This window comes from Pseudomonas sp. 008 (assembly GCF_016861935.1).
Classification (GTDB): domain Bacteria; phylum Pseudomonadota; class Gammaproteobacteria; order Pseudomonadales; family Pseudomonadaceae; genus Aquipseudomonas.
Map to the genome: position 1 here is coordinate 328049 of NZ_BOMA01000003.1, position 23893 is coordinate 351941.

23 protein-coding genes are annotated in these 23893 nt (G+C 61.9%); 14 read left to right on the top strand and 9 right to left on the bottom strand.

What is annotated here, in order from left to right; all coding sequences use genetic code 11:
* Window position 1: 1 nt before the first annotated feature.
* Complete coding sequence (locus tag JUI81_RS08735) at window positions 2-448, bottom strand: helix-turn-helix domain-containing protein (RefSeq protein ID WP_028941232.1); 447 nt, start codon at window positions 446-448, stop codon at window positions 2-4.
* Between the two features lie 96 nt (window positions 449-544).
* On the opposite strand from JUI81_RS08735, the gene JUI81_RS08740 reads away from it, so the two are divergent.
* Window positions 545-1876: an MFS transporter gene (locus JUI81_RS08740; protein ID WP_204124108.1), complete on the top strand. Its 1332-nt coding sequence runs from the start codon at window positions 545-547 to the stop codon at window positions 1874-1876.
* Here the strand turns inward: JUI81_RS08740 and JUI81_RS08745 are convergent.
* The 5 genes from JUI81_RS08745 to JUI81_RS08765 form a co-directional block, all read right to left on the bottom strand.
* Window positions 1769-2314 (bottom strand): cytochrome b, encoded by a 546-nt coding sequence (locus JUI81_RS08745; RefSeq protein ID WP_018925452.1) that lies wholly within the window; start codon window positions 2312-2314, stop codon window positions 1769-1771. The genes JUI81_RS08740 and JUI81_RS08745 overlap by 108 nt on opposite strands.
* Window positions 2311-3402 (bottom strand): catalase family peroxidase, encoded by a 1092-nt coding sequence (locus JUI81_RS08750; protein WP_204124109.1) that lies wholly within the window; start codon window positions 3400-3402, stop codon window positions 2311-2313. The genes JUI81_RS08745 and JUI81_RS08750 overlap by 4 nt, the downstream gene beginning before the upstream one ends.
* Before the next feature lie 122 nt (window positions 3403-3524).
* Window positions 3525-4289: an enoyl-CoA hydratase-related protein gene (locus tag JUI81_RS08755; RefSeq protein ID WP_204124110.1), complete on the bottom strand. Its 765-nt coding sequence runs from the start codon at window positions 4287-4289 to the stop codon at window positions 3525-3527.
* Window positions 4290-4346: 57 nt separating this feature from the next.
* On the bottom strand, window positions 4347-5681 hold the full coding sequence (locus JUI81_RS08760) for a hypothetical protein (protein ID WP_204124111.1): 1335 nt from the start codon (window positions 5679-5681) through the stop codon (window positions 4347-4349).
* Window positions 5678-7240: an amino acid adenylation domain-containing protein gene (locus JUI81_RS08765; protein ID WP_204124154.1), complete on the bottom strand. Its 1563-nt coding sequence runs from the start codon at window positions 7238-7240 to the stop codon at window positions 5678-5680. Before JUI81_RS08765 ends, JUI81_RS08760 begins: the two co-directional genes overlap by 4 nt.
* A gap of 294 nt (window positions 7241-7534) precedes the next feature.
* On the opposite strand from JUI81_RS08765, the gene JUI81_RS08770 reads away from it, so the two are divergent.
* Both JUI81_RS08770 and JUI81_RS08775 read left to right on the top strand, forming a co-directional pair.
* On the top strand, window positions 7535-8041 hold the full coding sequence (locus JUI81_RS08770; protein ID WP_018925447.1) for an RNA polymerase sigma factor: 507 nt from the start codon (window positions 7535-7537) through the stop codon (window positions 8039-8041).
* On the top strand, window positions 8038-8790 hold the full coding sequence (locus JUI81_RS08775) for an anti-sigma factor (RefSeq protein ID WP_064618867.1): 753 nt from the start codon (window positions 8038-8040) through the stop codon (window positions 8788-8790). The genes JUI81_RS08770 and JUI81_RS08775 overlap by 4 nt, the downstream gene beginning before the upstream one ends.
* 12 nt (window positions 8791-8802) lie before the next feature.
* Here JUI81_RS08775 and JUI81_RS08780 read toward each other — a convergent pair whose 3' ends face one another.
* Window positions 8803-9639, bottom strand: a complete 837-nt coding sequence (locus JUI81_RS08780) for an IclR family transcriptional regulator (protein WP_018925445.1) — start codon at window positions 9637-9639, stop codon at window positions 8803-8805.
* 243 nt (window positions 9640-9882) lie between these two features.
* On the opposite strand from JUI81_RS08780, the gene JUI81_RS08785 reads away from it, so the two are divergent.
* From JUI81_RS08785 to JUI81_RS08825, 9 genes are all read left to right on the top strand, one after another.
* Entirely contained in the window at window positions 9883-10908 is a 1026-nt protein-coding gene (locus JUI81_RS08785; protein ID WP_204124112.1) for an ABC transporter ATP-binding protein, read from the top strand.
* Complete coding sequence (locus tag JUI81_RS08790; RefSeq protein ID WP_086945059.1) at window positions 10905-11774, top strand: ABC transporter permease; 870 nt, start codon at window positions 10905-10907, stop codon at window positions 11772-11774. Before JUI81_RS08785 ends, JUI81_RS08790 begins: the two co-directional genes overlap by 4 nt.
* 6 nt (window positions 11775-11780) lie before the next feature.
* On the top strand, window positions 11781-12575 hold the full coding sequence (locus JUI81_RS08795) for an ABC transporter permease (RefSeq protein ID WP_019580025.1): 795 nt from the start codon (window positions 11781-11783) through the stop codon (window positions 12573-12575).
* Between the two features lie 7 nt (window positions 12576-12582).
* Complete coding sequence (locus JUI81_RS08800; protein WP_018925441.1) at window positions 12583-12873, top strand: (2Fe-2S)-binding protein; 291 nt, start codon at window positions 12583-12585, stop codon at window positions 12871-12873.
* Window positions 12870-14225, top strand: a complete 1356-nt coding sequence (locus JUI81_RS08805; protein ID WP_204124113.1) for an NAD(P)/FAD-dependent oxidoreductase — start codon at window positions 12870-12872, stop codon at window positions 14223-14225. Before JUI81_RS08800 ends, JUI81_RS08805 begins: the two co-directional genes overlap by 4 nt.
* Window positions 14222-15337 carry an FAD-binding oxidoreductase gene (locus JUI81_RS08810; protein ID WP_204124114.1) on the top strand — a complete coding sequence of 372 codons (1116 nt, stop codon included), beginning with the start codon at window positions 14222-14224 and terminating at the stop codon, window positions 15335-15337. Before JUI81_RS08805 ends, JUI81_RS08810 begins: the two co-directional genes overlap by 4 nt.
* An 18-nt stretch (window positions 15338-15355) precedes the next feature.
* Window positions 15356-16402: an ABC transporter substrate-binding protein gene (locus JUI81_RS08815; RefSeq protein WP_204124115.1), complete on the top strand. Its 1047-nt coding sequence runs from the start codon at window positions 15356-15358 to the stop codon at window positions 16400-16402.
* A 215-nt stretch (window positions 16403-16617) separates the two neighbouring features.
* The gene (zapE, locus tag JUI81_RS08820; RefSeq protein ID WP_028941225.1) at window positions 16618-17745 is read left to right on the top strand and encodes a cell division protein ZapE; all 1128 of its coding nucleotides are present in this window, start codon (window positions 16618-16620) and stop codon (window positions 17743-17745) included.
* 81 nt (window positions 17746-17826) lie between these two features.
* The gene (locus JUI81_RS08825) at window positions 17827-19128 is read left to right on the top strand and encodes a leucine-rich repeat-containing protein kinase family protein (protein ID WP_028941224.1); all 1302 of its coding nucleotides are present in this window, start codon (window positions 17827-17829) and stop codon (window positions 19126-19128) included.
* A 152-nt stretch (window positions 19129-19280) separates the two neighbouring features.
* Here the strand turns inward: JUI81_RS08825 and JUI81_RS08830 are convergent, their stop codons facing one another.
* Window positions 19281-19985, bottom strand: a complete 705-nt coding sequence (locus tag JUI81_RS08830; protein WP_007940960.1) for a YebC/PmpR family DNA-binding transcriptional regulator — start codon at window positions 19983-19985, stop codon at window positions 19281-19283.
* Window positions 19986-20216: 231 nt separating this feature from the next.
* On the opposite strand from JUI81_RS08830, the gene JUI81_RS08835 reads away from it, so the two are divergent.
* Entirely contained in the window at window positions 20217-21647 is a 1431-nt protein-coding gene (locus JUI81_RS08835; RefSeq protein WP_204124116.1) for a type VI secretion system Vgr family protein, read from the top strand.
* A gap of 102 nt (window positions 21648-21749) precedes the next feature.
* Here the strand turns inward: JUI81_RS08835 and JUI81_RS08840 are convergent, their stop codons facing one another.
* Window positions 21750-22613, bottom strand: coding sequence for a LysR substrate-binding domain-containing protein (locus tag JUI81_RS08840; RefSeq protein ID WP_204124117.1), 864 nt, complete (start codon window positions 22611-22613; stop codon window positions 21750-21752).
* A gap of 113 nt (window positions 22614-22726) precedes the next feature.
* On the opposite strand from JUI81_RS08840, the gene JUI81_RS08845 reads away from it, so the two are divergent.
* Complete coding sequence (locus JUI81_RS08845; RefSeq protein WP_204124118.1) at window positions 22727-23836, top strand: 2-aminoethylphosphonate--pyruvate transaminase; 1110 nt, start codon at window positions 22727-22729, stop codon at window positions 23834-23836.
* Window positions 23837-23893: the final 57 nt, after the last annotated feature.

Sequence of the window (23893 nt, forward strand, 5' to 3'; positions counted from 1 at the left end):
TTTACTCAGCCGGGATCCGCACACAATCCTGGGGCCCCAACAGCCGCCCATCCTCGGCGCGCAATTCCAGCGGCCGCACCGGTCGACCGTTCTCACGATCGACAACCTGCGAATGCGCCTCCCCCGCCTCATAGAAAAACGCCTCGCCCCACTGCCGCAACCCGATGATTAACGGGAACAAGCCTTGGCCCTTCTCCGTCAGCACATATTCCTGATACGCGCTGCCATCCGACGCCGGCACCAGATCGAAAATCCCGTGGGCCACTAATGTGCGCAGGCGTGCCGAAAGAATGTTCTTGGCCATGCCCAGATTGCGCTGGAACTCACCGAAGCGTCGCAGACCATCGAACGCATCGCGCACGATCAATAGCGACCACCAATCCCCAATCGCATCCAGTGAACGGGCGACCGGGCATTCGGCACCTTGCATGCTTGTACGTTTAACCATGACCGCGTCCGCCGGCAACCAATGTGGTTGCAATATAAAACCAGACTCCTTACCGTACAACTGGTTTTATATTGAAACCACACAAGGAAGCCTGTGATGAGACCTGACCACCCGTTAAGCGGTGCCGTGGTGCTGCTGTTTGCCGTCGCCTGCGGCCTGGCCGTCGGCAATGTGTATTACGCACAACCATTGCTCGATGCCATGGCCGAAGCCTTCGCCATGGACCCGGCAACCATCGGTATCGTCATCACCCTCACTCAGATCGGTTATGGCGTGGGCCTGTTGTTGCTGGTCCCTCTGGGGGATCTGCTCAACCGCCGCCGATTGATCATCTTGCAAACCCTGCTGTCGGCACTGGCCTTGTTGATGATTGCGTTAGCCCCGAGCAGCACCTGGCTGTTGCTCGGCATGGCGCTGACCGGGTTACTGGCGGTCGTGACGCAAGTCCTGGTGGCCTACGCCGCGATGCTGGCCATCCCGGCGCAACGTGGACGTGTGGTAGGCGTGATCACCAGCGGCATTGTCGTCGGCATTCTGTTGGCACGAACGGTGGCCGGCGGCATGGCCGACCTGGCTGGTTGGCGTTCGATTTATCTGCTGTCCGCCGGGTTGTCCCTGGTGATGGCGCTGCTGTTGTTTCGTGTGCTGCCCAGGCGCGAAGACGCGCGACCGGATAGCGCTTACGGCGCGTTGATCGGCTCAGTCTTCACGTTGTTCAAGGAAGAACCGGTGTTGCGTCAAAGGGCCATCCTTGCCCTGCTGACGTTCGCCAGCGCCATGGTGCTGTGGACCCCTTTGGTATTGCCGTTGAGCGCCCCGCCGCTTTCACTGTCCCACACCGAAATCGGACTGTTCGGGCTGGCCGGGGCTGCCGGCGCACTGGCCGCTGCTCGCGCCGGGCATCTGGCCGATCGTGGCCTGGGTCAATGGACCAGCGGACTGTCGTTGTTGCTGATGCTCGCCTCATGGCTGCCCATCGCCCTCACTCAATCCTCGCTGTGGGCGCTGCTGCTCGGGGTGATTACGCTGGATCTGGGTTTGCAGGCCGTCCATGTCACCAGCCAGAGCATGATCTACAGCGTGCGCCCCGAAGCGCAAAGCCGACTCACTGCCGGCTACATGCTGTTCTATTCGATCGGCAGCGCCTTGGGCTCTATCGGTTCGACGGCGATGTATGCCTGGGGCGGCTGGATCGCGGTGTGCTGGCTGGGTGCGGGCATCAACGCCGTAGCGTTGATCTATTGGTGGCTGACGCTCGCCGCCAAAACACCCAACACCTGGGGCAAGCCCCCTCGCCACAGTTATCGGCAGTCCCCCGACTCACCCACGGTCCCTGCCCCGCAACATGCTGTCCAGCACCTCATCGCGGCGCACCCAACCGTGAAACAACGCCGCCGCCAGGTGCAGCAGCACGGTCAGGAACAGTAGATACGCCAGATACCTATGTGCCTTGCGCAGGAATGCAAACACCTGCGCATTCGCCGGCAGGATCGACGGCAGTTGCAACGAGCTGCTGAGCATCACCGGATCGCCAGCCGCCGATATCATCGCCCAGCCCAGCAGCGGCAAAATCAGCATCAAGGCGTACAGCAAGACATGCGAAGCCTTCGCCGCGAGCACTTGCCAACCCGGCAAGTCCGCCGGCAGCGGTGGTTGCCGGGTCGAAAAACGCACGGCCAGACGCACGACCACCAACAGCAGAATGGCGATGCCCAACGGTTTGTGCAGGTGGATCAACCACTCGTGACGCTCGGACACCGAGGCCACCATGCCGGCGCCGATGAACAGCATCGCGATGATCATCAGCGCCATCAGCCAATGCAGCAGCCGCGCCAGGGGAGCGAAATGGTTCGGTTGAGCGCTCATTGATGAGCCTCCTGCTTGGCGTTGGGCAACTGATTCACTTCGCTGGTGCGACGCAGATAGGAATTGGCATAGCCCGCTGAACGAGCGGCGAGCAACGGGTCGTCGGAACCTTCGATACCGCTGGGCAATACCAGTGGGTCGTAGTTGATGTCGCGGCACTCGCCATTGAGTTGTGGCTGGGTACTTTCAAGCACCAGCGTGCCGGCGTTCAGCACTTTTCGGTCGCCGGACCAGGTCTTGCTCGCATCGTTGACCGGATCCCCGGGGTTCGCCAGGGTGATGTTCAACTGCCAACGCAGCGGTCCGGCGGACAAACGCTGAACCAGATCCTTCTCCAGAAAGTCAGCGCCCTCCGGTGCCATCGCGCCCGCCGCATCCTGAGCAACCGGGGTCATGCTCCAACGCACCGCTTGCCGCTGCCCCGCTGCGTTCACCAGGTAAAACGCATTGACGCTGTTATACGTCTCGGTCGCATAACTGGCAGAAGGTTTGGCAGTCTTGATCCAGGCAAGAAACGGCGCGGCTTCCGGGTGAGAACCGAAGAACGCCGGCACTGCCGCAGGATTCGGTTTGCCGGTGACCGGGTCCGGTGACTGCGCCTGTTGCAGTTGATAGAACGCCTCGGGCGTGCCCACCGGGAACACCGGCATGCTGTTCATCCCGGTGCGCCACTGCTGACCGTTGGCCTGGGTAAAGCGCAACGCCAGGCTGCGGATCGGTACGCTGTTGTCCGGTGCGTAAGGGTTGCCGGCAGGCAGCGCGAAACGCCCGACCACCGGGGTCCGCGCTTCATTGAACACTTGGGCGCTGGAATACTCGCGCACCTGGCCGCTGCTCTCGAAATGCCCGATCACGCACACCCCTTTGGCGTGGTTACGACGGAACCCCGGGTGCACGCCGTTGTTTTTCTCCAGCACATTGATCAACGCTTTCGGCGTCAGGCGCTGTGGGTCGAGTGTGCCGTTGACGTAGGCAAAAGCCCCGGCCAGCGCGGCGACCACCACGGCAATGCCGGTCAGGCGCAACGTCAGGCTCGCGGTGCTCAGGGGCGGCCGAGACGGCCCTGTTGTAGATGAGCGATCAACCATGAAAGTCTCCGGGGCCGTAGGCCACAGGGGGAAAGAGCTATGAGACGAACGTCACGTAGGATTATTCCCCCTGAACTGTAGTTTCTTTCAAAGCACCGCTAGCGACGAATCCTCAAGGTTGGTCAAACCGGGTTAAAACTCGGCTCACGCTTCTGCAAAAAAGCCTGCATACCTTCCTGTTGCCCCTGCGTGGCAAACAAACCATGAAACACTCTTCGCTCAAAAAGAAGGCCCTCACGCAGCCCTGACTCCAGCGCCCGGTCCACTGACTCGCGCGCAGCGAGTGTGGCGGTTTTGGCGAAACCGGCAATGATCTGCGCTGCGGCCAAGGATTGCTCCAGCAGATCGCTGGCAACGATGACCCGCGACACCAATCCTGCCCGCTCGGCCTCTTCGGCCGACATCGAGCGTCCGGTCAAAATCATGTCCATGGCCTTCGACTTGCCGATCAGGCGCGTGAGACGTTGGGTCCCGCCCATTCCAGGCATCACCCCCAACCTGATTTCCGGTTGGCCAAAACGAGCGTTATCGGCAGCAAAGATCAGATCGCACATCATGGCCAACTCACAGCCGCCACCGTATGCATAACCGGCAACAGCGGCCAGCTTGGGCGTACGCAACGCGGCAAAGGCTTCCCAATCGGCGAAATAATCCTCATGGACCATGTCCAGGTAAGATTTTCCGTACATCTCCTTGATGTCGGCACCCGCCGCAAAAAAATCCGCTGTCCCGGTGATCACGAAACAGCCGACTCCGGGGTCGCGGTCCAGCCGTTGCAAGGTGTCCAGCAGTTCGCGCATCAGGGCCGAACTCAAAGCATTCCTGGTCAGCGGCCGATTAAGACGAATCAATACGACTCGATCATGACGTTCGATCAATGTGTGCATGGTGATCTCATTAAATAGATGTGAAATGTTTGAATGAAAAAACGCTCTTGGCACACTTCAGGAATCCCAGATTGCGCCATACGCCGGAATGCCCCGCCCCTCCATTTCCTCAACCACTCGCTGGGTGAGCGTCTGGTTCGAAATGCAGATCACCGCCTCGGCACCGAACGAGCAAACCGCGTCATAAGCCAGTTGCACAAGGTCTGGCTTGCCGAGCACATCGGTGTCCCAGATCAAGGCATCAGGATTGGCCCGCAGGATCTCTTCCACCAGTTCGTCACCGTAGGTTTTTCGCGGGCTGCGGGTCGACCAGACCAGCCGTATCGGTACTTGCCTGGCCAACAAATGGGGCAACACCGGGCCGATGCCGCTGCCCGTGGCGATGTACACCACCGATTTGAACAGGGTTTCGATGTGCGCCACGCCAGCGGTGGTAATGCCTTTGACCCAGACATGCGTCGGCATTTGCTCGATGAACTCGCCGGTCCAATCACCTGCCCGGGAAATGATCAGGCGAAAACCCGCTTCACCCGGTGCGGGAATATTGGCAAAGGAATGCCACTCCATCAGCGGGTTGAGACTGATGGCGTTGGAGGAGCCGGCAAACGGCGTGACATGGTCAAAACGGGCTATTACCGCATGAGAAGAAGGCCTGATCAGTTGCACCGGCACTTTGCGCAGACGAAACCATGGCAAGGCGATGCTGAACGTCAGCACAATCAGCATCCAGAATGCCACCGACGTCGACAGCGCCTCGCTCACGGAGGCCTGCGGGTTCTGGTCCCGGGTAAACAGAACGCTCCATACCCAGAACAGGGCAAGTGCGGTCCACCCACCAAAGCGGTGCATTCGCTCGAAGCCGTTGTGAAAACGCCCGCGAATCCGCGGGTGAGCCATGACGGCCACCAGCAGCAAGATCCCCAGCAACCCGGTGCTCACCCCGAGCAGCGCCAGGGAAACGCCGCCCAAGCTTTCAGTCCAATGCCAGGCCAGGGAGCCGATCAACACCGCGAACCAGCCAATCGCCGCCAGCGCCCCGCCACTGTGCAAGCCGCCGAAGTGGTAAACCTTGGCCAGTGAGCGGCGTATCACAAGCGGCCAGGAAGTGGGCGCCCGGGTTGCCAGCCAGAACAGCAGATTGATGATGTATTGCTGGCGAATCAAAATCGCCAGCGACAGATTCGCCACCACCAATCCCGACAGCGCCTCAAGGACTATCCCCGTGGATGTCCACCACTGCCCGGCGGTCAACCCATGCGCCAGTGCCGCGATATTGAGTGCAAGCACCAGCGCTACGAGGCGGTTGTAATGCGAGAATATCGGCAACGTCCCCAATCGCCGCCACAGCACGCGCTTGACCGGCAGCGCGGTATCCGGATTCCCCCCCTTCATGCGCCCACCCCTTGCCGGGTCGTCGCGTCGGCCTGGTGCGTCATCGCCCACTCCAGCAGCAAGCGTTTGTCGACCTTGCCGCGTGAGGTCAGCGGAATGTGCTCCACAGCGAGGATCAGCGAAGGGACGCAATAATAGGCAAGCCGCTCTTCACAGCGTCGTCTTGCATCATCGATGTCCGTGGTAACGGGATAGACGAAGGCCACCAGATGGCGACTGTCGAGTTTCAACGTGACCGCCCGCTCGCAGCGATCAGATGACTCCAGAGCCGCAGAAACAGAGTCGAGCTCCACCCGAAACCCTCTGACCTTGACCTGGTCATCGACACGTCCCAGGTGTTCAAGTTCGCCGTTCACTGTCCAGCGCCCCAGATCACGTGTGCGAAACATCATCCGGCCCTGCCCCAGAAACGGATCGGGCCGATAGCGTTCGGCGGTCAGCGTCGGGTTACTCAAATAACCGGCGGTCACACAGTCGCCGCCAGCCCACATCTCACCTTGCTCACCCGCCTGACAGAGCTGGCCCGCCTCATCCAGCACGTACACCGTGTTGTTGGGCGTGGGTTTGCCGATCGTCAATGCACCTGCGCCCCTGTAATGCTGCATGGTGTTGACGATCGTGGTTTCGGTCGGGCCGCAGGCATTGTAAAAAGTGCAGAACGAGGACCAGCGATCAGCCAGGGGTTGAGGACAAGGCTCCCCGGCAAGGGCCACGACCTTGACTTGCTGACACCGCAATGGATCGAGTGTGCCGAGTATCGAAGGTGTAGCGATCAGCACGTCGCATTGTTCGGCCGTCTGGGCGATGTCCTTGCCACGGATCATCAAGGTCGCACCATGAGCCAGGCACCCGAGTATTTCCCAGGCCGCCATGTCAAAGGCGATGTTAAGTATCTGTCCGACCTTGAGCCCAGGCCGCATGCCGAGATTGCCAGGGGCTGTCAGCAAAATATTGCACACATTGCGGTGGGTCACCCGAACCCCATTGGGCAGGCCGGTGGTGCCGGAGGTAAACAGCACGAAACACAACCGGTCCGGGGTCGATGACAGCGAACAGGCCACATTCAGGTCATCAGCGGGTGTTGACGCAACCGCCATGAACTCATCGAGGCAAATGCAGTGTTGCTGCGACGTCAGGGGAATTCGCGACTCGAGGCTCGACAGTGTCAGCACCACCCGCGTCGAGGCCACGTCCATGATGTGGCGCAATTGCGCAGTGGGAGTAATCCCTACGTGCTGAGGGATGTAGGCAGCACCCACTTTCAATGCGGCCAACATTCCCGCCAGCATCGGGATCGAACGCTCCACAAACAAGGCCACGTGATCGCCCGGGGCGACGCCCTGCTGACGCAACAGCGTGGCCAGTCGGTTGGCCTGCCGGTTCAGTTCACCATAGGTGATGGTTTCGCCCTCACAATGGGCGGCAATGCCCTGAGGTCTGGCGGCGGCTTGCGCCTCGATGGCGTGATGGATCAGAAGATACTCAGGCTCAACCGTCGGCCCACGACCGAACTGCGGCCACACGTCATCGGTGTTGTTGTCCGGAAGCAGCGAACACATCGATGCCGACTCAAGGGAAATTTTGCACTCTTGCATGTTAAAAATTCTCTTCAGGCTCAATATTTACGTTCAAGCACGGGTGGTTCTGCGCAGCCTGGTGAGAGGCTGGGCTGACTGCCTGAGCTTGCTGCATGGGTTGAGCCGCGAAGTTCGATGCCATTACATGGATTACAAACCCCTCAGAAATCTCCTACACAAATAAGTAATGGTTTTCCCCGACGAAGGAATAAACCACAGTGGCCGGCGTCCTTCTTGTCAGTGCCATTCATCACAGCCAGAGAACACGCCATTTCCATGAACAACATCGACGGACAATTGCGTGAAATCATTCCCAGGCTGCGGCGCTTCGCCGTGTCGCTGACGCGCAACCCCAGCAGTGCCGACGATCTGGTGCAGGCAAGCCTGGAACGAGCGCTGTCGAATTGGAGCGCTAAACGTCCGGAGGGCGACCTGCGGGCCTGGCTGTTTTCGATTCTTTATCGGCAGTTTCTCGACGCCCACCGCCGCTCCCGGCGGTATGCGCGGATGCTCGAATTCTTTACCGGGCGCGACGATGCGCAGCCTTCGGTAGAACGCACGGTAATCGCCCAGTCGACCCTGCAAGCCTTCGATCAGCTCAACACCGAACAGCGCGCGCTGCTGCTCTGGGTGTCGGTCGAAGGCATGAGTTACAAGGAGGTCGCCGAGATTCTCGACGTCCCCATCGGCACCGTGATGTCACGCCTGTCCCGCGCGCGTCAGGCCTTGCGCCAGCTCAGTGACGGCGAAATCACCCGCCCTTCCCTGCGGAGACTCAAATGATCAGCCTGCCTCCCAACGAGCGTGACCTGCACGCCTACGTCGATCACCAACTCAGCGATGCCGACCGACATCAAGTGGAAATTTATCTGGCCGGCAACGCCGAAGTGGCCGCACAAGTACGCGCCTGGCAGCAAGACGCCCAACAATTGCGCGCAGCCCTGAGCGGCGCCTTGCAGCAACCGGCCAACCCGCAACTTGACCCGGCGCTGATTCGCCAGCGCCTCAAACGCCAGTCCCGCCGTCATCTGGCCAGTGCCGCGATGTTGTTGATTGCGGTCAGCGTCGGCGGATTGGGCGGTTGGCACGCGCGGGAGATGACTCTGGTCAGCCCCCCACTGCCGATGGCCGATGCGATGCAGGCCTACCGACTGATTGCCCAGCAAGGCATGCTGCCGGCGGATTACCAAGTCAGCGACGATGGCGACATGCAGGGTTGGCTCGACCGCTATTTCAGCCAGGCCCATCGCCTGCCGAACTTGGCGGGGGCAGGCTACAAACCGGTCAGCGGCCGTTTGCTCAGTACCGAACAAGGGCCGGCAGCGATGGTGGTCTACGAAGATCAGGGCGGCCACAAAGTCAGCTTTTACGTCCGTCCGCCGGGACCGAAAAACTTCCTCCTGCCCCGCGGCAGCCGCAGCGACGGCGAACTGCAGGCCGAGTATTGGTCGGATGCCGGGTACAACTACGCGATGGTCAGCCCGAGTGACACACCGGCGGCGCAGATACTCAAGCAGACACTGAAGTTCTGATCCGGGTTGTGGTCACCCCTGCCCAAACACCTGCGAAGGCCTGCGCAACAGCGGGTCGAACGGGTTGATCCGCGGCCCGATCAACGCCGCTTCGCGCTTGAGCATTTCCACCACGGTCGGCAAACGATCCGGCCCCAGGCGATCACTGATCGTGGCTACGCTCAACGCCGCCACCGCCCGGCCGTCGCGATCGAGGATCGGCACGGCCACGCCGGCCATGCCCTGCAACACGCCGGTGTTGCGCCCGGCGTACCCGAGCGCGCGCACATTCTCGACTTCCGAGCGCAGGAACACTTCGTCGTACAGGTGAAAATCCTTGAGCCGCGGCAAGTTGTAGTGAATCACCGTGTCGCGTTCCTCTTGCGGCAGGAATGCCAGAATCGCCAGGCTGCCCTGACCCACGCCGAGCGCCACCCGCCCGCCGATGTCACCGGTAAATGTGCGGATCGGAAACGGCCCTTCACTGCGGTCCAGACAGATCGCATCAAAGCCACTGCGCGCCAGCAAAAACAGCGAATCGCCCAGCGATGCCGATAACCGCAGCAATGCCGGCCGCGCCAGTTCTCGCAGGTTGTTGGTATTGCCGGCGCGGGCCGCCAAGGCAAAAAACTCCAGGCTCAGGCGATAGCGTTTGCTGCGGGCGTCCTGCTCGACCATGCCCTCGTCCATCAAGCTGCGCAGCAAGCGGTGGGTAGTCGGTTGCGACAAGCCGATGCGCTGCGCCAGTTGCGTCACGCGTTCGCCGCCCTCGACGGTGTCACCCAGGCTGCGCAGCACCGCAAACAGTCTTGAGACCGCACCGACACCGACTTCATTTTTGTTTTCATTCCGATCAGTGGAATCTGACATTTGATTTCTCATCAATAAATTTACTCACTGAATAAAACTGAAAATAGTCATCGCTTCAGTGAAATAGGTTATTGAGCCCATCCTATTCTTCGTCCTACTCTGCGTCCATACAGGGGCGATTCGAACAACAACGGCAGCCGACACATGTCGAGCGCCAACACCCCCCGCAACATCTTTTCGTATCTGCCCATACAAAAAAGCGCGCCGTTGGCGACGCATAACAATCTCAGGTGGAGCGCAGTCATGGCCTTTGTGCAGCTTGAAAACCTCGGCAAACGATATGGCGAGATCGACGCAGTCGTCGCCACCAACCTGTCGGTGGAAAAAGGCGAGTTCGTCTCACTGCTCGGCCCCTCCGGCTGCGGCAAAACCACCACCCTGCAAATGATCGCCGGCTTCGTCGAAGTCAGCAGCGGACGCATTGTGCTGGACGGTCGCGACATCACCCACGCCAAACCCGCCAGCCGTGGCCTGGGCGTGGTATTCCAGAGTTACGCGCTGTTCCCGCACATGACCGTGCAAGACAACGTCGCCTTCGGCCTGCGCATGCGCAAAGTGCCCAACGGTGAGTTGCAGCAACGGGTGGACCGAGTGCTGAAACTGGTTCGCCTGCACCAGCACGCCGAGCGTTACCCGCGAGAGCTTTCCGGCGGCCAGCGCCAGCGTGTTGCTCTGGCCCGGGCGTTGGTGATCGAGCCGCCGGTGTTGCTGCTCGACGAACCGCTGTCCAACCTCGACGCCAATTTGCGCGAAGAGATGCAGTTCGAAATCCGCCGCATCCAGCGCGAAGTCGGGATCACCACGCTGATGGTCACCCACGACCAGTCCGAAGCGCTGTCGATCAGCGATCGGGTGGTGGTGATGCAGGCCGGGCGCATCACCCAGATCGACGCCCCTTACACCCTCTACGAACACCCGCGCACCGAGTTCATTTCCGGGTTCGTCGGCAAAGCCAATCTGCTGCCCGGTGAGCGAGATGGCGCCGGCGCGGTTCAGGTGTGCAACACCGGCAACGGTGAACTGACGTTAAGCCTGCGCCCGGAGAAAATCGATCTGCGGGAAAAAGGCCATGGTCGTCTGCAAGGCAAGATCGCCAGCCGCTTCTTCCTCGGCAGCCAATGGTTGTACGGCGTAACGACAACCCTGGGCGAACTCTGCGTGGTGCGTCGCAACGACGGCTCGGCGCCACTGGCCGAAGGCACGGCGGTCGGCCTCGACTGGGACGCGGCACTGCTGCGGGTGCTGAGTGTCGACGAGGTGTCGGCATGAATACGCTCGCCGCCATCCGTCAGGGACGCCAAGGGTATGTGTTGTCGGCGCCGGCCCTGGCGTTGTACGTCGGCCTGCTGGCGATCCCGCTGCTGCTGACGCTGGTGTTGTCGTTGAACGTCTTCGACTACAGCTCGGGGATCAACAGCGACGCCTACACCTTCGCCCATTACAGCAGCCTGCTGGGCGATCCGTACTTCTACGAGATCTTTCTGCGCACGATGTGGATCAGCGCCCTGACCACCCTGCTCTGCGTGCTGATCGGCGTGCCCGAGGCCTACATCCTCAGTCGCATGGGCGCACCGTGGCGTTCGATTTTCCTGATTCTGATCCTCACGCCGCTGCTGATTTCGGTGGTGGTGCGGGCGTTCGGCTGGAGCCTGTTGCTGGGCGCCGACGGGCTGGTCAACCAGACCTTGCAAGCCTTCGGTGGCTCGCCGATGAAGCTGCTCTACACGCCGTTCGCAGTGGTGATCGCGCTGGTCCACGTGATGCTGCCGTTCATGATCATTCCGGTCTGGACCTCGCTGCAAAAACTCGACCCGGCCGCCGAGCAGGCTGCGCTGTCACTGGGCGCCAGCCACTTCACGGTGATACGCAAAGTGGTGTTGCCGCAGGTCATGCCCGGCGTGCTCTCCGGCACCTTGATCGTGTTCGGCCTCGCGGCCAGTTCCTTCGCCATTCCCGGCCTGCTCGGCGGACGCCGGCTGAAGATGGTCGCCACGCTGATCTACGACCAGTACCTGTCGGAGCTGAACTGGCCGATGGGCGCCGCGATTGCCGTGGCCCTGCTGTTGCTCAACCTGCTGATCATGCTGTCGTGGAACCGGATGATCGAAGGCCGCTACAAGAAGTCATTGGGATAATTCGTCATGTCCAGAAACGGTCCTTTCGCCCTGCTGTTCCATGCCCTGGTGGTGCTGTTCATGCTCGCGCCGCTGGTGGTGGTGTGCCTCGTCGCCTTCACCCCGGAAAACACCCTGAGCCTGCCGACCACGGATTTCTCCCTGCGCTGGTTCCGCGCCGTGTTCGAACGCGCGGACTTTGTCGATGCGTTCTACAACAGCCTGATCCTGGCCTTCAGCGCGGCCAGTCTGGCGACGCTGATTGCGGTGCCGGCGGCGCTGGCGATCACCCGCTTCGAGTTCCCCGGACGGGACTTTTTCAACGCCCTGTTCCTGTCGCCGATCATCATTCCGCACCTGGTGCTGGGGGTGGCGTTGCTGCGCCTGTTCGCGCTGATGGGCGTCAACGGCAGCTTCGCCTGGCTGATCTTCGCGCATGTGCTGGTAATCACGCCGTATGTGTTGCGGCTGGTATTGGCGTCGGCCATCGGCCTGGACCGCAGCGCCGAACACGCCGCGCAATCCTTGGGTGCCGGGCGCTTCACGCTGTTCCGGCAAATCACCTTGCCGATGATTCTGCCGGGGGTCGCCGGTGGCTGGCTGCTGGCGTTCATCAACAGTTTTGACGAGGTCACGTTGTCGATCTTCGTCACCTCGCCGGCCACGCAAACCTTGCCAGTGCGCATGTACGTGTACGCCACCGAATCCATCGATCCGATGATGGCGGCGGTGTCGGCCCTGGTGATCGCGCTGACCGCGCTGACGATGATTCTGCTCGATCGGGTCTACGGCCTGGATCGGGTTCTGGTGGGTAAACAATGAGGGCGCCATGGCTCTGCTGAAACGACTGGCCGAAGGCGACCGCCCGGCCCTGGACTTTACCCTCGACGGCGTGCCTGCCAGTGGCTTGCTCGGCGACACCCTGCTGACCGCCGTGCTGACCTGCAGCGAACACCTGCGCGGCAGCGACTTCAGCGCCGAACCCCGCGCCGGCTTCTGCCTGATGGGCGCCTGCCAGGACTGCTGGGTACGCCTGGGCGATGGCCGCCGGGTGCGGGCGTGTTCGACGCAGCTTGAGGCCGGCCAGCAGGTCAGCCGCGAACCGGGGCGCTCGGTATGAACGCTGTGGTGATCATCGGCGCCGGCCCTGCCGGGATTCGTGCGGCGCAGACGCTGGTGGCGCATGGCGTGCGCCCGGTTCTGCTGGACGAAGCCGCACGCGGTGGCGGGCAGATTTATCGGCGGCAGCCGGTGAACTTCAAGCGCTCGCCCGTCAAGTTGTATGGCTTCGAAGCCCCCAAGGCCAACGCGCTGCATCGAACCATCGACGAACTGCGCGAGCAACTCGACTACCGCCCCGACACGCTGGTGTGGAACGCCGAGGCCAACGCGCTCGACACTTTGCGCGAGGGCCGCGCCATACGTGTGGCGTTCTCCCGGGTGATTGTCGCCACGGGCGCCATCGACCGGATTCTGCCGGTGCCGGGCTGGACGTTGCCGGGGGTGTACAGCCTCGGCGCGGCGCAGATCGCCTTGAAGTTTCAGGGCTGTGCCATTGGTGAACGCGTGGTGTTCGCCGGCAGCGGACCGTTGCTGTACCTGGTGGCGTATCAATACGCCAAGGCCGGTGCCAACGTGGTCGCGGTGCTCGACAGTTCGCCGTTCAGCGCTCAGGCTCGTGCCCTGCCCGGTCTGTTGTCGCAACCGGCTACCCTCGCCAAAGGCCTCTATTACCGTACCTGGCTGACCGCCCACAGCATCCCGGTGCATCAAGGCGCCAGCCTGTCAGGCATCGATGGCCAACAGCGTGTGCAATCGCTGATCTGGCGCAACGCAAAAGGCCAACATCGAATCGACTGCGACGCTGTCGCCTTCGCCCATGGTCTGCGCAGCGAAACCCAACTCGCCGACCTGCTGGGCTGCGAATTCACCTGGAACCCGCTCAACCGCGCCTGGCTGCCACAGCGCGACAGTGCCGGGCGCAGCAGTGTCGCCGAGGTGTACCTGGCTGGCGACGGCGCCGGCATCATGGGTGCCGACGCGGCGGAAATGGCCGGTGAACGGGCAGCCCTCGCCTTGCTCGAAGACAGCGGTCACCTGCTCCCGCCGCAACGTGCCACCCAGCTGGAACAGTCGCTGAAAGATATCGGCAGATTCCGCCAGGGCCTTGAGCGTGCCTTTGCCTTCCCCGAAAGCTGGGCCGCTGACGCTGCGGATGACCTGATGATCTGTCGCTGCGAAGAAGTACGCGCCGGCGACATCCGCCAGGTGGTGCGCGAAGGTCATTGGGAGATCAACCGGGTCAAGGCCCATTGCCGGGTCGGCATGGGTCGCTGTCAGGGCCGGATGTGCGGGGCCGCCGCCGCGGAAATCATTGCCTGCGAAAGTCAGCGTTCCGTAGCCGAAATCGGTCGGTTGCGGGCTCAGGCACCGATCAAACCCTTGCCGTTCGGTCTGGAGGTCGAGCCATGATCGAAGTCGAGGCAGTCATCATTGGCGGCGGCATTGTCGGGGCTTCCGCCGCCCTGTTTCTGAGCAAGGCCGGCCGACGTGTGGCGCTGCTGGAACGGGACTTTTGCGGCTCGCATTCCAGCGGCGTGAACTATGGCGGCGTGCGTCGTCAGGGCCGACCGTTGTCGCAATTGCCGTTGTCGCAACGGGCCCATGAAATCTGGGGACAGTTGCCACAACTGATCGGCATCGACGGCGAGTACCAGCGCAGCGGTCACTTGAAACTCGCCCGCAGTCTCAACGATTTACGAGCGTTGCAGGATTACGCCGCCAGCAGCCAGGGGTTCGGCCTCGATTTGCAACTGTTCGACCGCAGTGAGTTGCGCGCACGTTTTCCGTGGGTCGGAGACGTAGCGGTCGGTGCTTCGCTGTGCCCGGACGATGGCCACGCCAACCCGCGCCTGGTGTCTCCGGCGTTCGCCCAAGCGGCACGTCGGCATGGCGCGCAGGTGCATGAGCAATGCGCAGTCACGGCGGTGGAACACGATGGTCAGCGCTTTCGCGTCAGCACTCAAACCGGCCTCGAACTGCGCGCCCCCTGGCTGCTGAACTGCGCCGGCGCCTGGGCCGGCAACCTTGCCGCGCAATTCGGTGAAGCGGTGCCGATGCACGCCGGGCACCCGGCGATGCTGGTCACCGAGCCGTTACCGTTGGTGATGAATGCCAGCACCGGCGTCGAAGGCGGCGGCATCTATGCCCGTCAGGTCGCGCGGGGCAATTGTGTGTTGGGCGGCGGCCAGGGCTTTGCCCTTGATGGTGCCCGCGCCCGACCTGGTCAGAGCGCGGTGATCGAGATCCTGCGTCAGGCCGTCGAGCTCTACCCGTTTCTTGAAGGCGCCCAGGCGATTCGTACCTGGAGCGGCACCGAAGGTTATTTACCCGACCGCCAACCGGTGATCGGTCACAGCAGCACGCAACTCGGTCTGTTGCACGCATTCGGCTTTGCCGGCGCGGGCTTTCAGATCGGGCCTGCGGTGGGCCAGGCGCTCACCGAGATCATCTGTAGCGGCGCGTCAAAGACGCCGCTGAATGCGTTTTCCATCACCCGGTTTCACTCCATCTCCGTAGCTTGATAGAGGAAGGTCGCGCCAATGAATAACCTCAAACGCACTGCACTGCTCGGTTTGTCCTGCATGAGCGCCCTGCTCACGGTCACTCAGGCCCACGCCGAGCCGACGCTTTACCTGGGCATGAACGGCGGGACCATGGAGCGGCTCTACGCCGACAAGGTGCTGCCGGTTTTCGAGAAAGCCAATAACGTCAAAGTGGTGATCGTGCCGGGAACCTCCGCCGATATTCTGGCCAAGGTCCAGGCCAGCAAAGGCAACCCGCAATTGCACGTGATGTTCCTCGACGACGGCATCATGTACCGCGCCATCGCCATGGGCTTGTGCGACAAACTCGAAGACAGCCCGACCCTGGCGCAGATTCCGCCCAAGGGCCGCATCAAGGATCAAGCGGTGGCGGTCAGCCTCGGCGTTACCGGGTTGGCGTACAACACGCGGCTGTTCAAGGAAAAAGGCTGGAACGCGCCAACCTCCTGGATGGACATGGCCGATCCTCGATACAAGGACAAGGTTGTGTTCCAGTCGATGGCCTCCTCGACCTTCGGCCTGCACGGTTTCCTGATGTTCAACCGGATTCAGGGTGGTAGCGAAACCAACGTCGAACCGGGGTTCAAGGCCTGGCCGAACACCGTCGGGCGCAACGTGCTGGAGTACATTCCGAGCTCGGCGAAAATCTCCGAAATGCTCCAGACCGACGAAGCGGCGCTGTTCCCGCTGACCCCGACCCAGGTCACCGCGCTGAAACTCAAGGGCATGCCGGTGGAATATGCGCAGCCGAAGGAAGGCTCGGTGGTGCTCAACGTGGCCGAATGCGCCATCGCCAACAACACCCAACCGGAACTGGCGCAGAAACTCGCAGCCTTCTTGCTGACACCTGAAGCACAGGCTGCGGCGCTTGAAGACGGCGATCAGATTCCGTCGAACCCGAATACGCCAACCACCGACAAGACCCGCGGTCAGGTCGAGGCGATGAAGCGCTATCTGGAGACAGCGATTGCCATCGATTGGGATCAGGTCAACGAACAGCGCCCGGCATGGAATGATCGGTGGAATCGCAGTATCGAGCGTTAACCTCGAAGATCAAAAGATCGAAATCCTGTAGGAGCGAGGCTTGCCCGCGAAGAATGCACCGCGTTTTTTCGTATCACCGCATCATCGTTCTTCGCGGGCAAGCCTCGCTCCTACAGATTTTATCGGCAGCAGTGGAAGGGAAATTACCCACTTGGTTAAACTACGCCGCCGCGGCTCAGGGGGAGCCGGCCTGAAGATTACGGGGTGACATCACATTGGCCGTACGACCGCCCAACCGTCCGCAACTCACACCACGCTGGTCCGCGCTACGCCGTTTTTTCGGCAAGGCATTCGCGGCGCCAACCAGTGGCAGCGCGCAAGGCCGGGTGATCCACGACTACTTCCGCCACAAGGCCCATGTTCAGGGCTACACCCTCAGCCACAGCCAGTTGCGCGTGATCGACTGCATGGCGCAGCACGCATCGGCGCTGCCGGGGTCATCGGCGCCACTCCCCGGGCTTTACCTCCATGGTGCGGTCGGGCGCGGCAAGAGCTGGCTGCTCGACGGATTTTTCCAGGCCATCCCCGTCACGGCAAAACAGCGCCTGCACTTCCATGAGTTTTTTGCGCAATTGCACCAGGGCATGTTCAGCCATCGCGATCAGCCCGATGCGCTGGCAACCACCCTCGACGAACTGCTGCAAGACTGCCGGGTGCTGTGTTTCGATGAATTCCATGTGCATGACATCGGCGATGCGATGCTCATCACCCGGCTGTTCAAGGCGCTGTTTCGCCGGGGGATTCTGCTGCTGGTGACCTCAAACTACCCGCCGGAAGGTTTACTGCCCAACCCGCTCTACCACGCTCGTTTCAAACCGGTGATCGACCTGATCAACACGCGCATGCAGGTGATGGAAGTCGGCGGCCCCCACGATTACCGCAGTCAGGCGCGACCCCATGCGCAGCAGCTGTTTACCCAGGGCCAGTACGTCTGGCCGGCCACGGTGACCCAACGTCAGGCGCTGCACCTGCTCGAACACGACGCACCGCCCATTCGACTGCCCGTCGGGACACGGCACCTTCATGCCCGATACTGCGAAGGGCGAACCATCGGCTTCACCTTCGCCGACCTGTGCGAACACCCCACCGCCGTCATGGACTACCTGGAACTGTGCCGGCGCTTCGACCGCTGGATCATCGACAAACTGCCCAGCCTCGCCGACTGTTCAATCGCCGCCCAGCAACGCTTCATCAACCTGATCGACGTCTTGTACGACCAGGACAAACACCTGATTCTGCTCGGCCACCAGTCATTGCGCGAATGCCTGGATGGCGATGCCATCGACCTGGCGCGCACGCGCAGCCGGTTGGGGCAGTTGCTGGAGGTCAGGGAACTCGCCTGACAGCCACCACCACTTTCCCGCTATCATGTCGCCCATTTCCAGGCCCCCGCGCCTTCCTTCAGATCAATAGCGAACCTGCCTATGCACACCCTCGCACAACTGCGCGCCGGCCAATTGTCGGGTATCACCCGCCTGGACCTGGTCTGTGGCCTGACCGAATTCCCCCGGGAAATATTCGACCTGGCGGACTCGCTGGAAGTGCTCAACCTCAGCGGCAACGCCTTGCGCAGCCTGCCGGACGATCTGCACCGCCTGACCCGTTTGCGCGTGCTGTTCTGCTCGGACAATCAGTTCACCGAACTGCCCGCCTGCCTCGGCCAGTGTACGGCACTGACGATGATCGGTTTCAAGGCCAACACCATCGAACACGTGCCGGCCGCCGCCCTGCCGCCGCTGTTGCGCTGGCTGATCCTGACCGACAACCGCATCACAGATTTGCCAACCGAGCTGGGCGAGCGCCCGCACCTGCAAAAACTCATGCTCGCCGGCAACCGCTTACAGCGCTTGCCCGAGAGCCTGAGCCAGTGTCATCGACTTGAGCTGATCCGCATTGCCGCCAATCAGCTCAGCGAGCTTCCCGAATGGCTACTGACCCTGCCGAGCTTGACCTGGCTGGCCTACGCCGGCAACCCATTGGAAACCGAAGCCGATGCGGCGGCACTTGAAGCCACGACGAGCATTCCCTGGTCCGAGCTGAGCCTGGAGCAGAAACTCGGCGAAGGCGCGTCGGGGGTCATTCATCAGGCGTTGTGGGAGCAGACAAAACAGGTCGCGGTAAAACTCTACAAAGGCGAAATGACCAGCGACGGCTCGCCGTTGCACGAAATGAACGCCTGCATCACTGCCGGCATTCACCCCAACCTGATCCGGGTCGAAGGGCGGATCGTCGGGCATCCGCAGGCGCAGGCCGGGCTGGTGATGCAACTGATCGATCCGAGCTACCGCAACCTGGCCAGCCTGCCGAGCCTGGCGTCCTGCTCCCGTGACATCTATGCCGACGACACCCGGTTCAGCGCCGGCGTGGCAATGCGCATCGCCAGTGGCATCGCCTCGGTGGCCGAACACCTGCACCGCCAAGGCATCACCCACGGCGACCTCTATGGCCACAACATTCTGTGGAACGAGCATGGCGATTGTCTGTTGGGGGATTTTGGCGCGGCATCTTTCCATGCCACCTCGGACAGCCTTGAAAGCCGCGCGCTGCAACGGATCGAGGTACGGGCGTTCGGGATTTTGCTGGGGGAATTGCTGGAGCGGATCGACTCGGGGTTGAGCGCAGAACAGCGGGTCGCGTTAGAGGATTTACAACAGCGCTGCTGTCAGCCGGACGTGTTGGCGCGGCCGGGGTTCAGTGAGGTGGTGCGGGAGTTGAATGGATCCTGACCCGCAAAGATAGAACTGTGGCGAGGGGGCTTGCCCCCGTTCGGTTGCGCAGCAGCCGTCGCTTTTGGGGTCGCTTCGCAACCCAACGGGGGCAAGCCCCCTCGCCACAAGCAAGCCCTCACCACAGGTTAAATCACAACGGTCAGAACCGCTTAACCCGCCAACCCGACAAACATGTCCTGCACGTCATCGTGGTTATCGAGGCCTTCGAGGAACGCTTCGACTTCTGCCATCTGCTCGTCGCTCAAGCCGCTCACCGGGTTCTTCGGCTGATAACCCAACTTGGCCGACAACACGGTGAAGCCTTGCTCCGGCAGCGCTTTCTGTACCGCATCCAGGTCCGCAGGGTCGGTCAGGAACAGCGTCGCGCCGTCTTCGCCCGGTTCGAAATCCTGGGCGCCGGCTTCGATCGCGGCCATTTCCGGATCGGCGTCAGGGCTGTCCGGGGACGCCTCGATCATGCCGACGTGGTTGAAGTCCCAGGCCACCGAACCGGAAGCGCCCAACTGACCCTTGCGGAACGCCACGCGGATTTCAGCGACGGTGCGGTTGATGTTGTCAGTCACGCATTCAACGATCAGCGGCACTTGATGCGGTGCGAACCCTTCATACGTCACGCGATGGTATTGCACGGTTTCGCCGAGCTGGCCGGAGCCTTTCTTGATCGCGCGTTCCAGGGTTTCGCGAGGCATCGAGGCTTTTTTCGCCTGTTCGACCACCAGACGCAGGTGTGCGTTGGTGGCGGTATCGGCACCGTTGCGCGCAGCAATGGTGATTTCCTTCACCAGTTTGCCGAAGATCTTGCCCTTGGCGTTGGCTGCCGCTTCTTTGTGTTTAACCTTCCACTGTGCGCCCATTACTCACTCTCTTGATCTGTGGCGCCGAGACATCTATTGGCCGACGCGTAGCGCAAGTTTATACGGCCTAAAGATGCCAATCGACCAAAAATTCCAACATCTTCAGCCGATGACCGATCGACATCTTCAACAGTGTTTGTAGGGCAATTCTGAAAAGTCGATTTGCGGTGACGCTTCAGGGCTGTGGTTTCGTACCCTCTGCGCCCGTTCTCCATGGCAGAAGCGCATTCGATGCACAACGACAAGGAAAGTCCCTACACCTTGACACTCCTCGACGGTGGTCTGAGTTTGCAGGTATTGCAGTTCAATGGCCGCGAAGGCCTCAACCAGCCCTATCGATTCGACATCGAGGTGATCGGCCTCGCACCGGCGATGAACCTGCACCGGTTGCTGCAACAACCAGCGTTCCTGAGGCTGTCGGCTGATCAGGGCATTCATGGCGTGATCCACAGCGTCAGCCGCGAACATCGCGGCCCGTATCGGGTCGGCTACTCACTGGTGCTGGCGCCCCATCTGCAACGACTTCAGTTGCACAGCTCGCGTCGGGTATTTCATCGTCTCAGCGTGCCGGCGATCATGCGTCAGTTACTGGAGAAGCATCGGCTGCCCGAGCATAGCTATCGCTTCGACCTGACCTGCGGCCACTACCCGCTGCGGCCCTTTTGCATTCAGTACGATGAGAGCGATCTGGCCTTCATGCAGCGGCTGTGTGAAGAAGAAGGCATCCACTTCCACTTCGAGCATCAGCCCGACGGGCACCTGCTGGTTCTGGCCGACGACAGCCTGAGTTTCCCGCAGGAACCGCTGCTGATGCCGTTCCATACCGACGTGCTCAACGACCCGCTCTTGCCGGCGATCAGCGAACTGTTCCAGCGCCATGACCCGGCCCCCGCCCCGGCACAATGGGATGCCAGAAACCGCGGCGCGCAGGTGATTGGCGATGGCGCGGCCAACCACCCGCTCGCCGGAACGGGCCCGGTTACGGCAAGACTTGCGCCCGAACAGCTTCATCGCGAACAGCTGGGCCGCCGCACGCTGGAACGCCTGCGTTGCCAGCATCGGCAGATCCACGGCCAAAGCACCCTGAACGAGCTGCGCAGCGGACGAATCGTGCAAGTGGCGCAGCACCCGCTCTCGAGCTTCAACGATCAGTGGCTGCTCACCGACATCCAGCACCAGGGGCTGCAGCCGTCGATTCTCGCCGAGGACAAGCCCGGCCATGACATGGCCCGGCGCTACAGCAATCGTTTCACCGCCATTCCCTGGTCAACGGTATTCAGGCCGACGCTCAAACAGGTCAGGCCGAGCATCCCGGGCTATCAGACCGCCCGGGTGCTGGGCCCCGTCGGGCAACCGGCGGCATTCGATGAGCAAGGCCGAATACAGGTCTGCTTGTGGCCGAAACCGGGGTTCGAGGCGGATGAGTCCGTTGGGCTCTGGCTACCGGTCGCCCTCGCAGCACCGGACGGTCGGATCGATCCGTCCAGGCTGCCCATGGCCGGCACCGAAGTGTTGGTCAGTTTTCTCGACAGCGACCCGGACCGGCCGGTGTTGTGTGCCGGCATGAGCCACCTCCAGCCTTCCCGGCCCGCTCCCGAACCACGCCGCGATGCGCATCTACTGCTCGATTGGCTGATCAACCGCTCGGATCCCATGCCGTGATTTTACCGGGCCGCTCCCACAGGAATTTATGCTGGCCGCCAACCTTGTGTACGACGCAAAACCTGTGGGAGCGTGGCTTGCCCGCGATAGCCACGCCGCGCTCTACCCGACGGGCGCCAGCCCAAAAAACGCCTGTATCAAGCGCAAATCCCGCCGCCGTTCCATACAACCGATCATGTGCCGATTGACCAGCCCCTCGCCAATGATCGGCACCGCCGCCACCCGTGGGTCGTGACTGACTTCCACCGACGACACCACGCCCACGCCCAACTCGGCGGCCACTGCCTCGGTCACGGCCTCGCGACTGTCCAGTTCCAGCAACACCCGTGGATTGACCCGGGCTTGAATGCACGCCTCGTCGAACGTGCGTCGGGTAATCGAACTCGGCTCGCGCAACACCATGATCACCTGGTCCAGCGCCTTGAGCGGCACCCCTTTCGACTGCTGCGCCCACGGATGACCAGCAGGCACCAACGCGCAAATCCTCGACTCGCTCAACCCTTGCAGATGCAACCCTTTGCGCGGCTCGACTTCGGTCAGCACCGCCACGTCGGCATGCTCCGACAACAACGCCGCGAGGGTTTCCTGGGCATTGCCCAACCGCAGGTTCACGGTAATCCCCGGATAACGCGCACGCAGGCTGGCGAGCATCGGCATGACCATGTGCGGGCCATCCGCCGCCACTTCCAGGCGCCCGGTGAGTAGCTGCCGGTTGGCCTCCAGCATCGCCTGCGCTTCTTCGGCCAGGCCGAACATTGCCCGGGTGATCGCCGCGAGCTTGGTGCCCTCTTCCGTCAACTCGACCCGCCGCGCGGTGCGGCGCAACAAGGTGATCTGGTAACGCTCCTCCAGCGCCTTGATGTGCCCGGTGACCGCCGGTTGGCTGATGAACAGGCGTGCGGCGGCGCGGGTGAAGCTGCCCTCGCGGGCCACGGCATCGAAGGCACGCAGCTGGAACAGATTCATGAATAACTCTCACTGATGATTGGCATAACAACAAACAATTTGATTGATAGCACGTCGAATTGCAATTTATGCCCCGTAGTTTCATCCCACTGAGCTTTTGCAAGGACACAAGAATGCATACTGCCGAGCCCATCCTGCTCACCCCCGGCCCATTGACCACATCGCAACGTACCCGTCAGGCGATGATGGTCGACTGGGGTTCATGGGATGACCGCTTCAACCAATTGACCGCCAGCCTGTGCGAGCAATTGCTGGTGATCATCAACGGCGGCGACAGCCACCACTGCGTGCCCCTGCAAGGCAGCGGCACGTTCGCGGTCGAAGCGGCGATCGGCACGCTGGTGCCCCGGGACGGTAAAGTGCTGGTGCTGATCAACGGCGCCTACGGCAAACGCCTGGCGAATATCTGCGAAGTGCTCGGCCGCTCGTTCAACACCTTCGAAACCGCCGAAGACGAACCGACCACCGCCGTCGACGTCGACCGCTTGCTGCGGGCCGACGCCAGCATCACCCATGTCGCCTTGATTCACTGCGAAACCAGCACCGGCATCCTCAACCCGCTGGCAGAAATCGCCCACGTCATCGAGCAGCACGGCAAACGCCTGATCATCGACGCCATGAGCTCGTTTGGCGCCCTGCCGATCGATGCGCAACAGGTGCCGTTCGACGCCCTGATCGCCGCCTCGGGCAAATGCCTGGAGGGCGTGCCGGGGATGGGTTTCGTCTTCGCTCGCAAAGAAGCGCTGGCGAACGCCGCCGGCAACTCGCACTCGCTGGCGATGGACTTGTTCGATCAGCACAGCTACATGGCCAAGACCGGTCAATGGCGTTTCACCCCGCCGACCCACGTGGTCGCGGCGCTGCACGAAGCCTTGCTGCAATACCACGAAGAAGGTGGCTTGCCCGCCCGGCATCAGCGCTACGCCAACAACTGCCAGGTGCTGCTCGATGACATGGCCAAACTCGGCCTGCGCAGCTTCCTGCCCGCGGCGATCCAGGCGCCGATCATCGTTACCTTCCATGCGCCGAAAGACCCGCGCTATCAGTTCAAGGAATTCTACGAACGGGTCAAGTCCAAGGGTTTCATCCTCTACCCCGGCAAATTGACCCAGGTCGACACCTTCCGCGTCGGCTGCATCGGCCACGTCAACCAGGCCGAAATGCACGCAGCGGTGGCGGCCGTGGCCGAGGTGCTGCGCGAGATGGAAGTCATCGAAATCTGATCCACCACGCTCCGTAGCAGCAGCCTCGCGGGCTCGGCAGCTGCTACGGGGATCACC

Coding starts and splice junctions, on each gene's coding strand:
- JUI81_RS08795 (WP_019580025.1), top strand. CDS start 11,781: ATGTCCAGAAACGGTCCTTTCGCCCTGCTGTTCCATGCCCTGGTGGTG.
- JUI81_RS08785 (WP_204124112.1), top strand. CDS start 9,883: ATGGCCTTTGTGCAGCTTGAAAACCTCGGCAAACGATATGGCGAGATC.
- JUI81_RS08805 (WP_204124113.1), top strand. CDS start 12,870: ATGAACGCTGTGGTGATCATCGGCGCCGGCCCTGCCGGGATTCGTGCG.
- JUI81_RS08735 (WP_028941232.1), bottom strand. CDS start 448: ATGGTTAAACGTACAAGCATGCAAGGTGCCGAATGCCCGGTCGCCCGT.
- JUI81_RS08750 (WP_204124109.1), bottom strand. CDS start 3,402: ATGGTTGATCGCTCATCTACAACAGGGCCGTCTCGGCCGCCCCTGAGC.
- JUI81_RS08830 (WP_007940960.1), bottom strand. CDS start 19,985: ATGGGCGCACAGTGGAAGGTTAAACACAAAGAAGCGGCAGCCAACGCC.
- JUI81_RS08780 (WP_018925445.1), bottom strand. CDS start 9,639: ATGTCAGATTCCACTGATCGGAATGAAAACAAAAATGAAGTCGGTGTC.
- JUI81_RS08765 (WP_204124154.1), bottom strand. CDS start 7,240: ATGTGTTCGCTGCTTCCGGACAACAACACCGATGACGTGTGGCCGCAG.
- JUI81_RS08845 (WP_204124118.1), top strand. CDS start 22,727: ATGCATACTGCCGAGCCCATCCTGCTCACCCCCGGCCCATTGACCACA.
- JUI81_RS08760 (WP_204124111.1), bottom strand. CDS start 5,681: ATGAAGGGGGGGAATCCGGATACCGCGCTGCCGGTCAAGCGCGTGCTG.
- JUI81_RS08770 (WP_018925447.1), top strand. CDS start 7,535: ATGAACAACATCGACGGACAATTGCGTGAAATCATTCCCAGGCTGCGG.
- JUI81_RS08755 (WP_204124110.1), bottom strand. CDS start 4,289: ATGCACACATTGATCGAACGTCATGATCGAGTCGTATTGATTCGTCTT.
- JUI81_RS08835 (WP_204124116.1), top strand. CDS start 20,217: ATGCACAACGACAAGGAAAGTCCCTACACCTTGACACTCCTCGACGGT.
- JUI81_RS08790 (WP_086945059.1), top strand. CDS start 10,905: ATGAATACGCTCGCCGCCATCCGTCAGGGACGCCAAGGGTATGTGTTG.
- JUI81_RS08775 (WP_064618867.1), top strand. CDS start 8,038: ATGATCAGCCTGCCTCCCAACGAGCGTGACCTGCACGCCTACGTCGAT.
- JUI81_RS08800 (WP_018925441.1), top strand. CDS start 12,583: ATGGCTCTGCTGAAACGACTGGCCGAAGGCGACCGCCCGGCCCTGGAC.
- JUI81_RS08840 (WP_204124117.1), bottom strand. CDS start 22,613: ATGAATCTGTTCCAGCTGCGTGCCTTCGATGCCGTGGCCCGCGAGGGC.
- JUI81_RS08810 (WP_204124114.1), top strand. CDS start 14,222: ATGATCGAAGTCGAGGCAGTCATCATTGGCGGCGGCATTGTCGGGGCT.
- JUI81_RS08815 (WP_204124115.1), top strand. CDS start 15,356: ATGAATAACCTCAAACGCACTGCACTGCTCGGTTTGTCCTGCATGAGC.
- JUI81_RS08745 (WP_018925452.1), bottom strand. CDS start 2,314: ATGAGCGCTCAACCGAACCATTTCGCTCCCCTGGCGCGGCTGCTGCAT.
- JUI81_RS08740 (WP_204124108.1), top strand. CDS start 545: ATGAGACCTGACCACCCGTTAAGCGGTGCCGTGGTGCTGCTGTTTGCC.
- JUI81_RS08825 (WP_028941224.1), top strand. CDS start 17,827: ATGCACACCCTCGCACAACTGCGCGCCGGCCAATTGTCGGGTATCACC.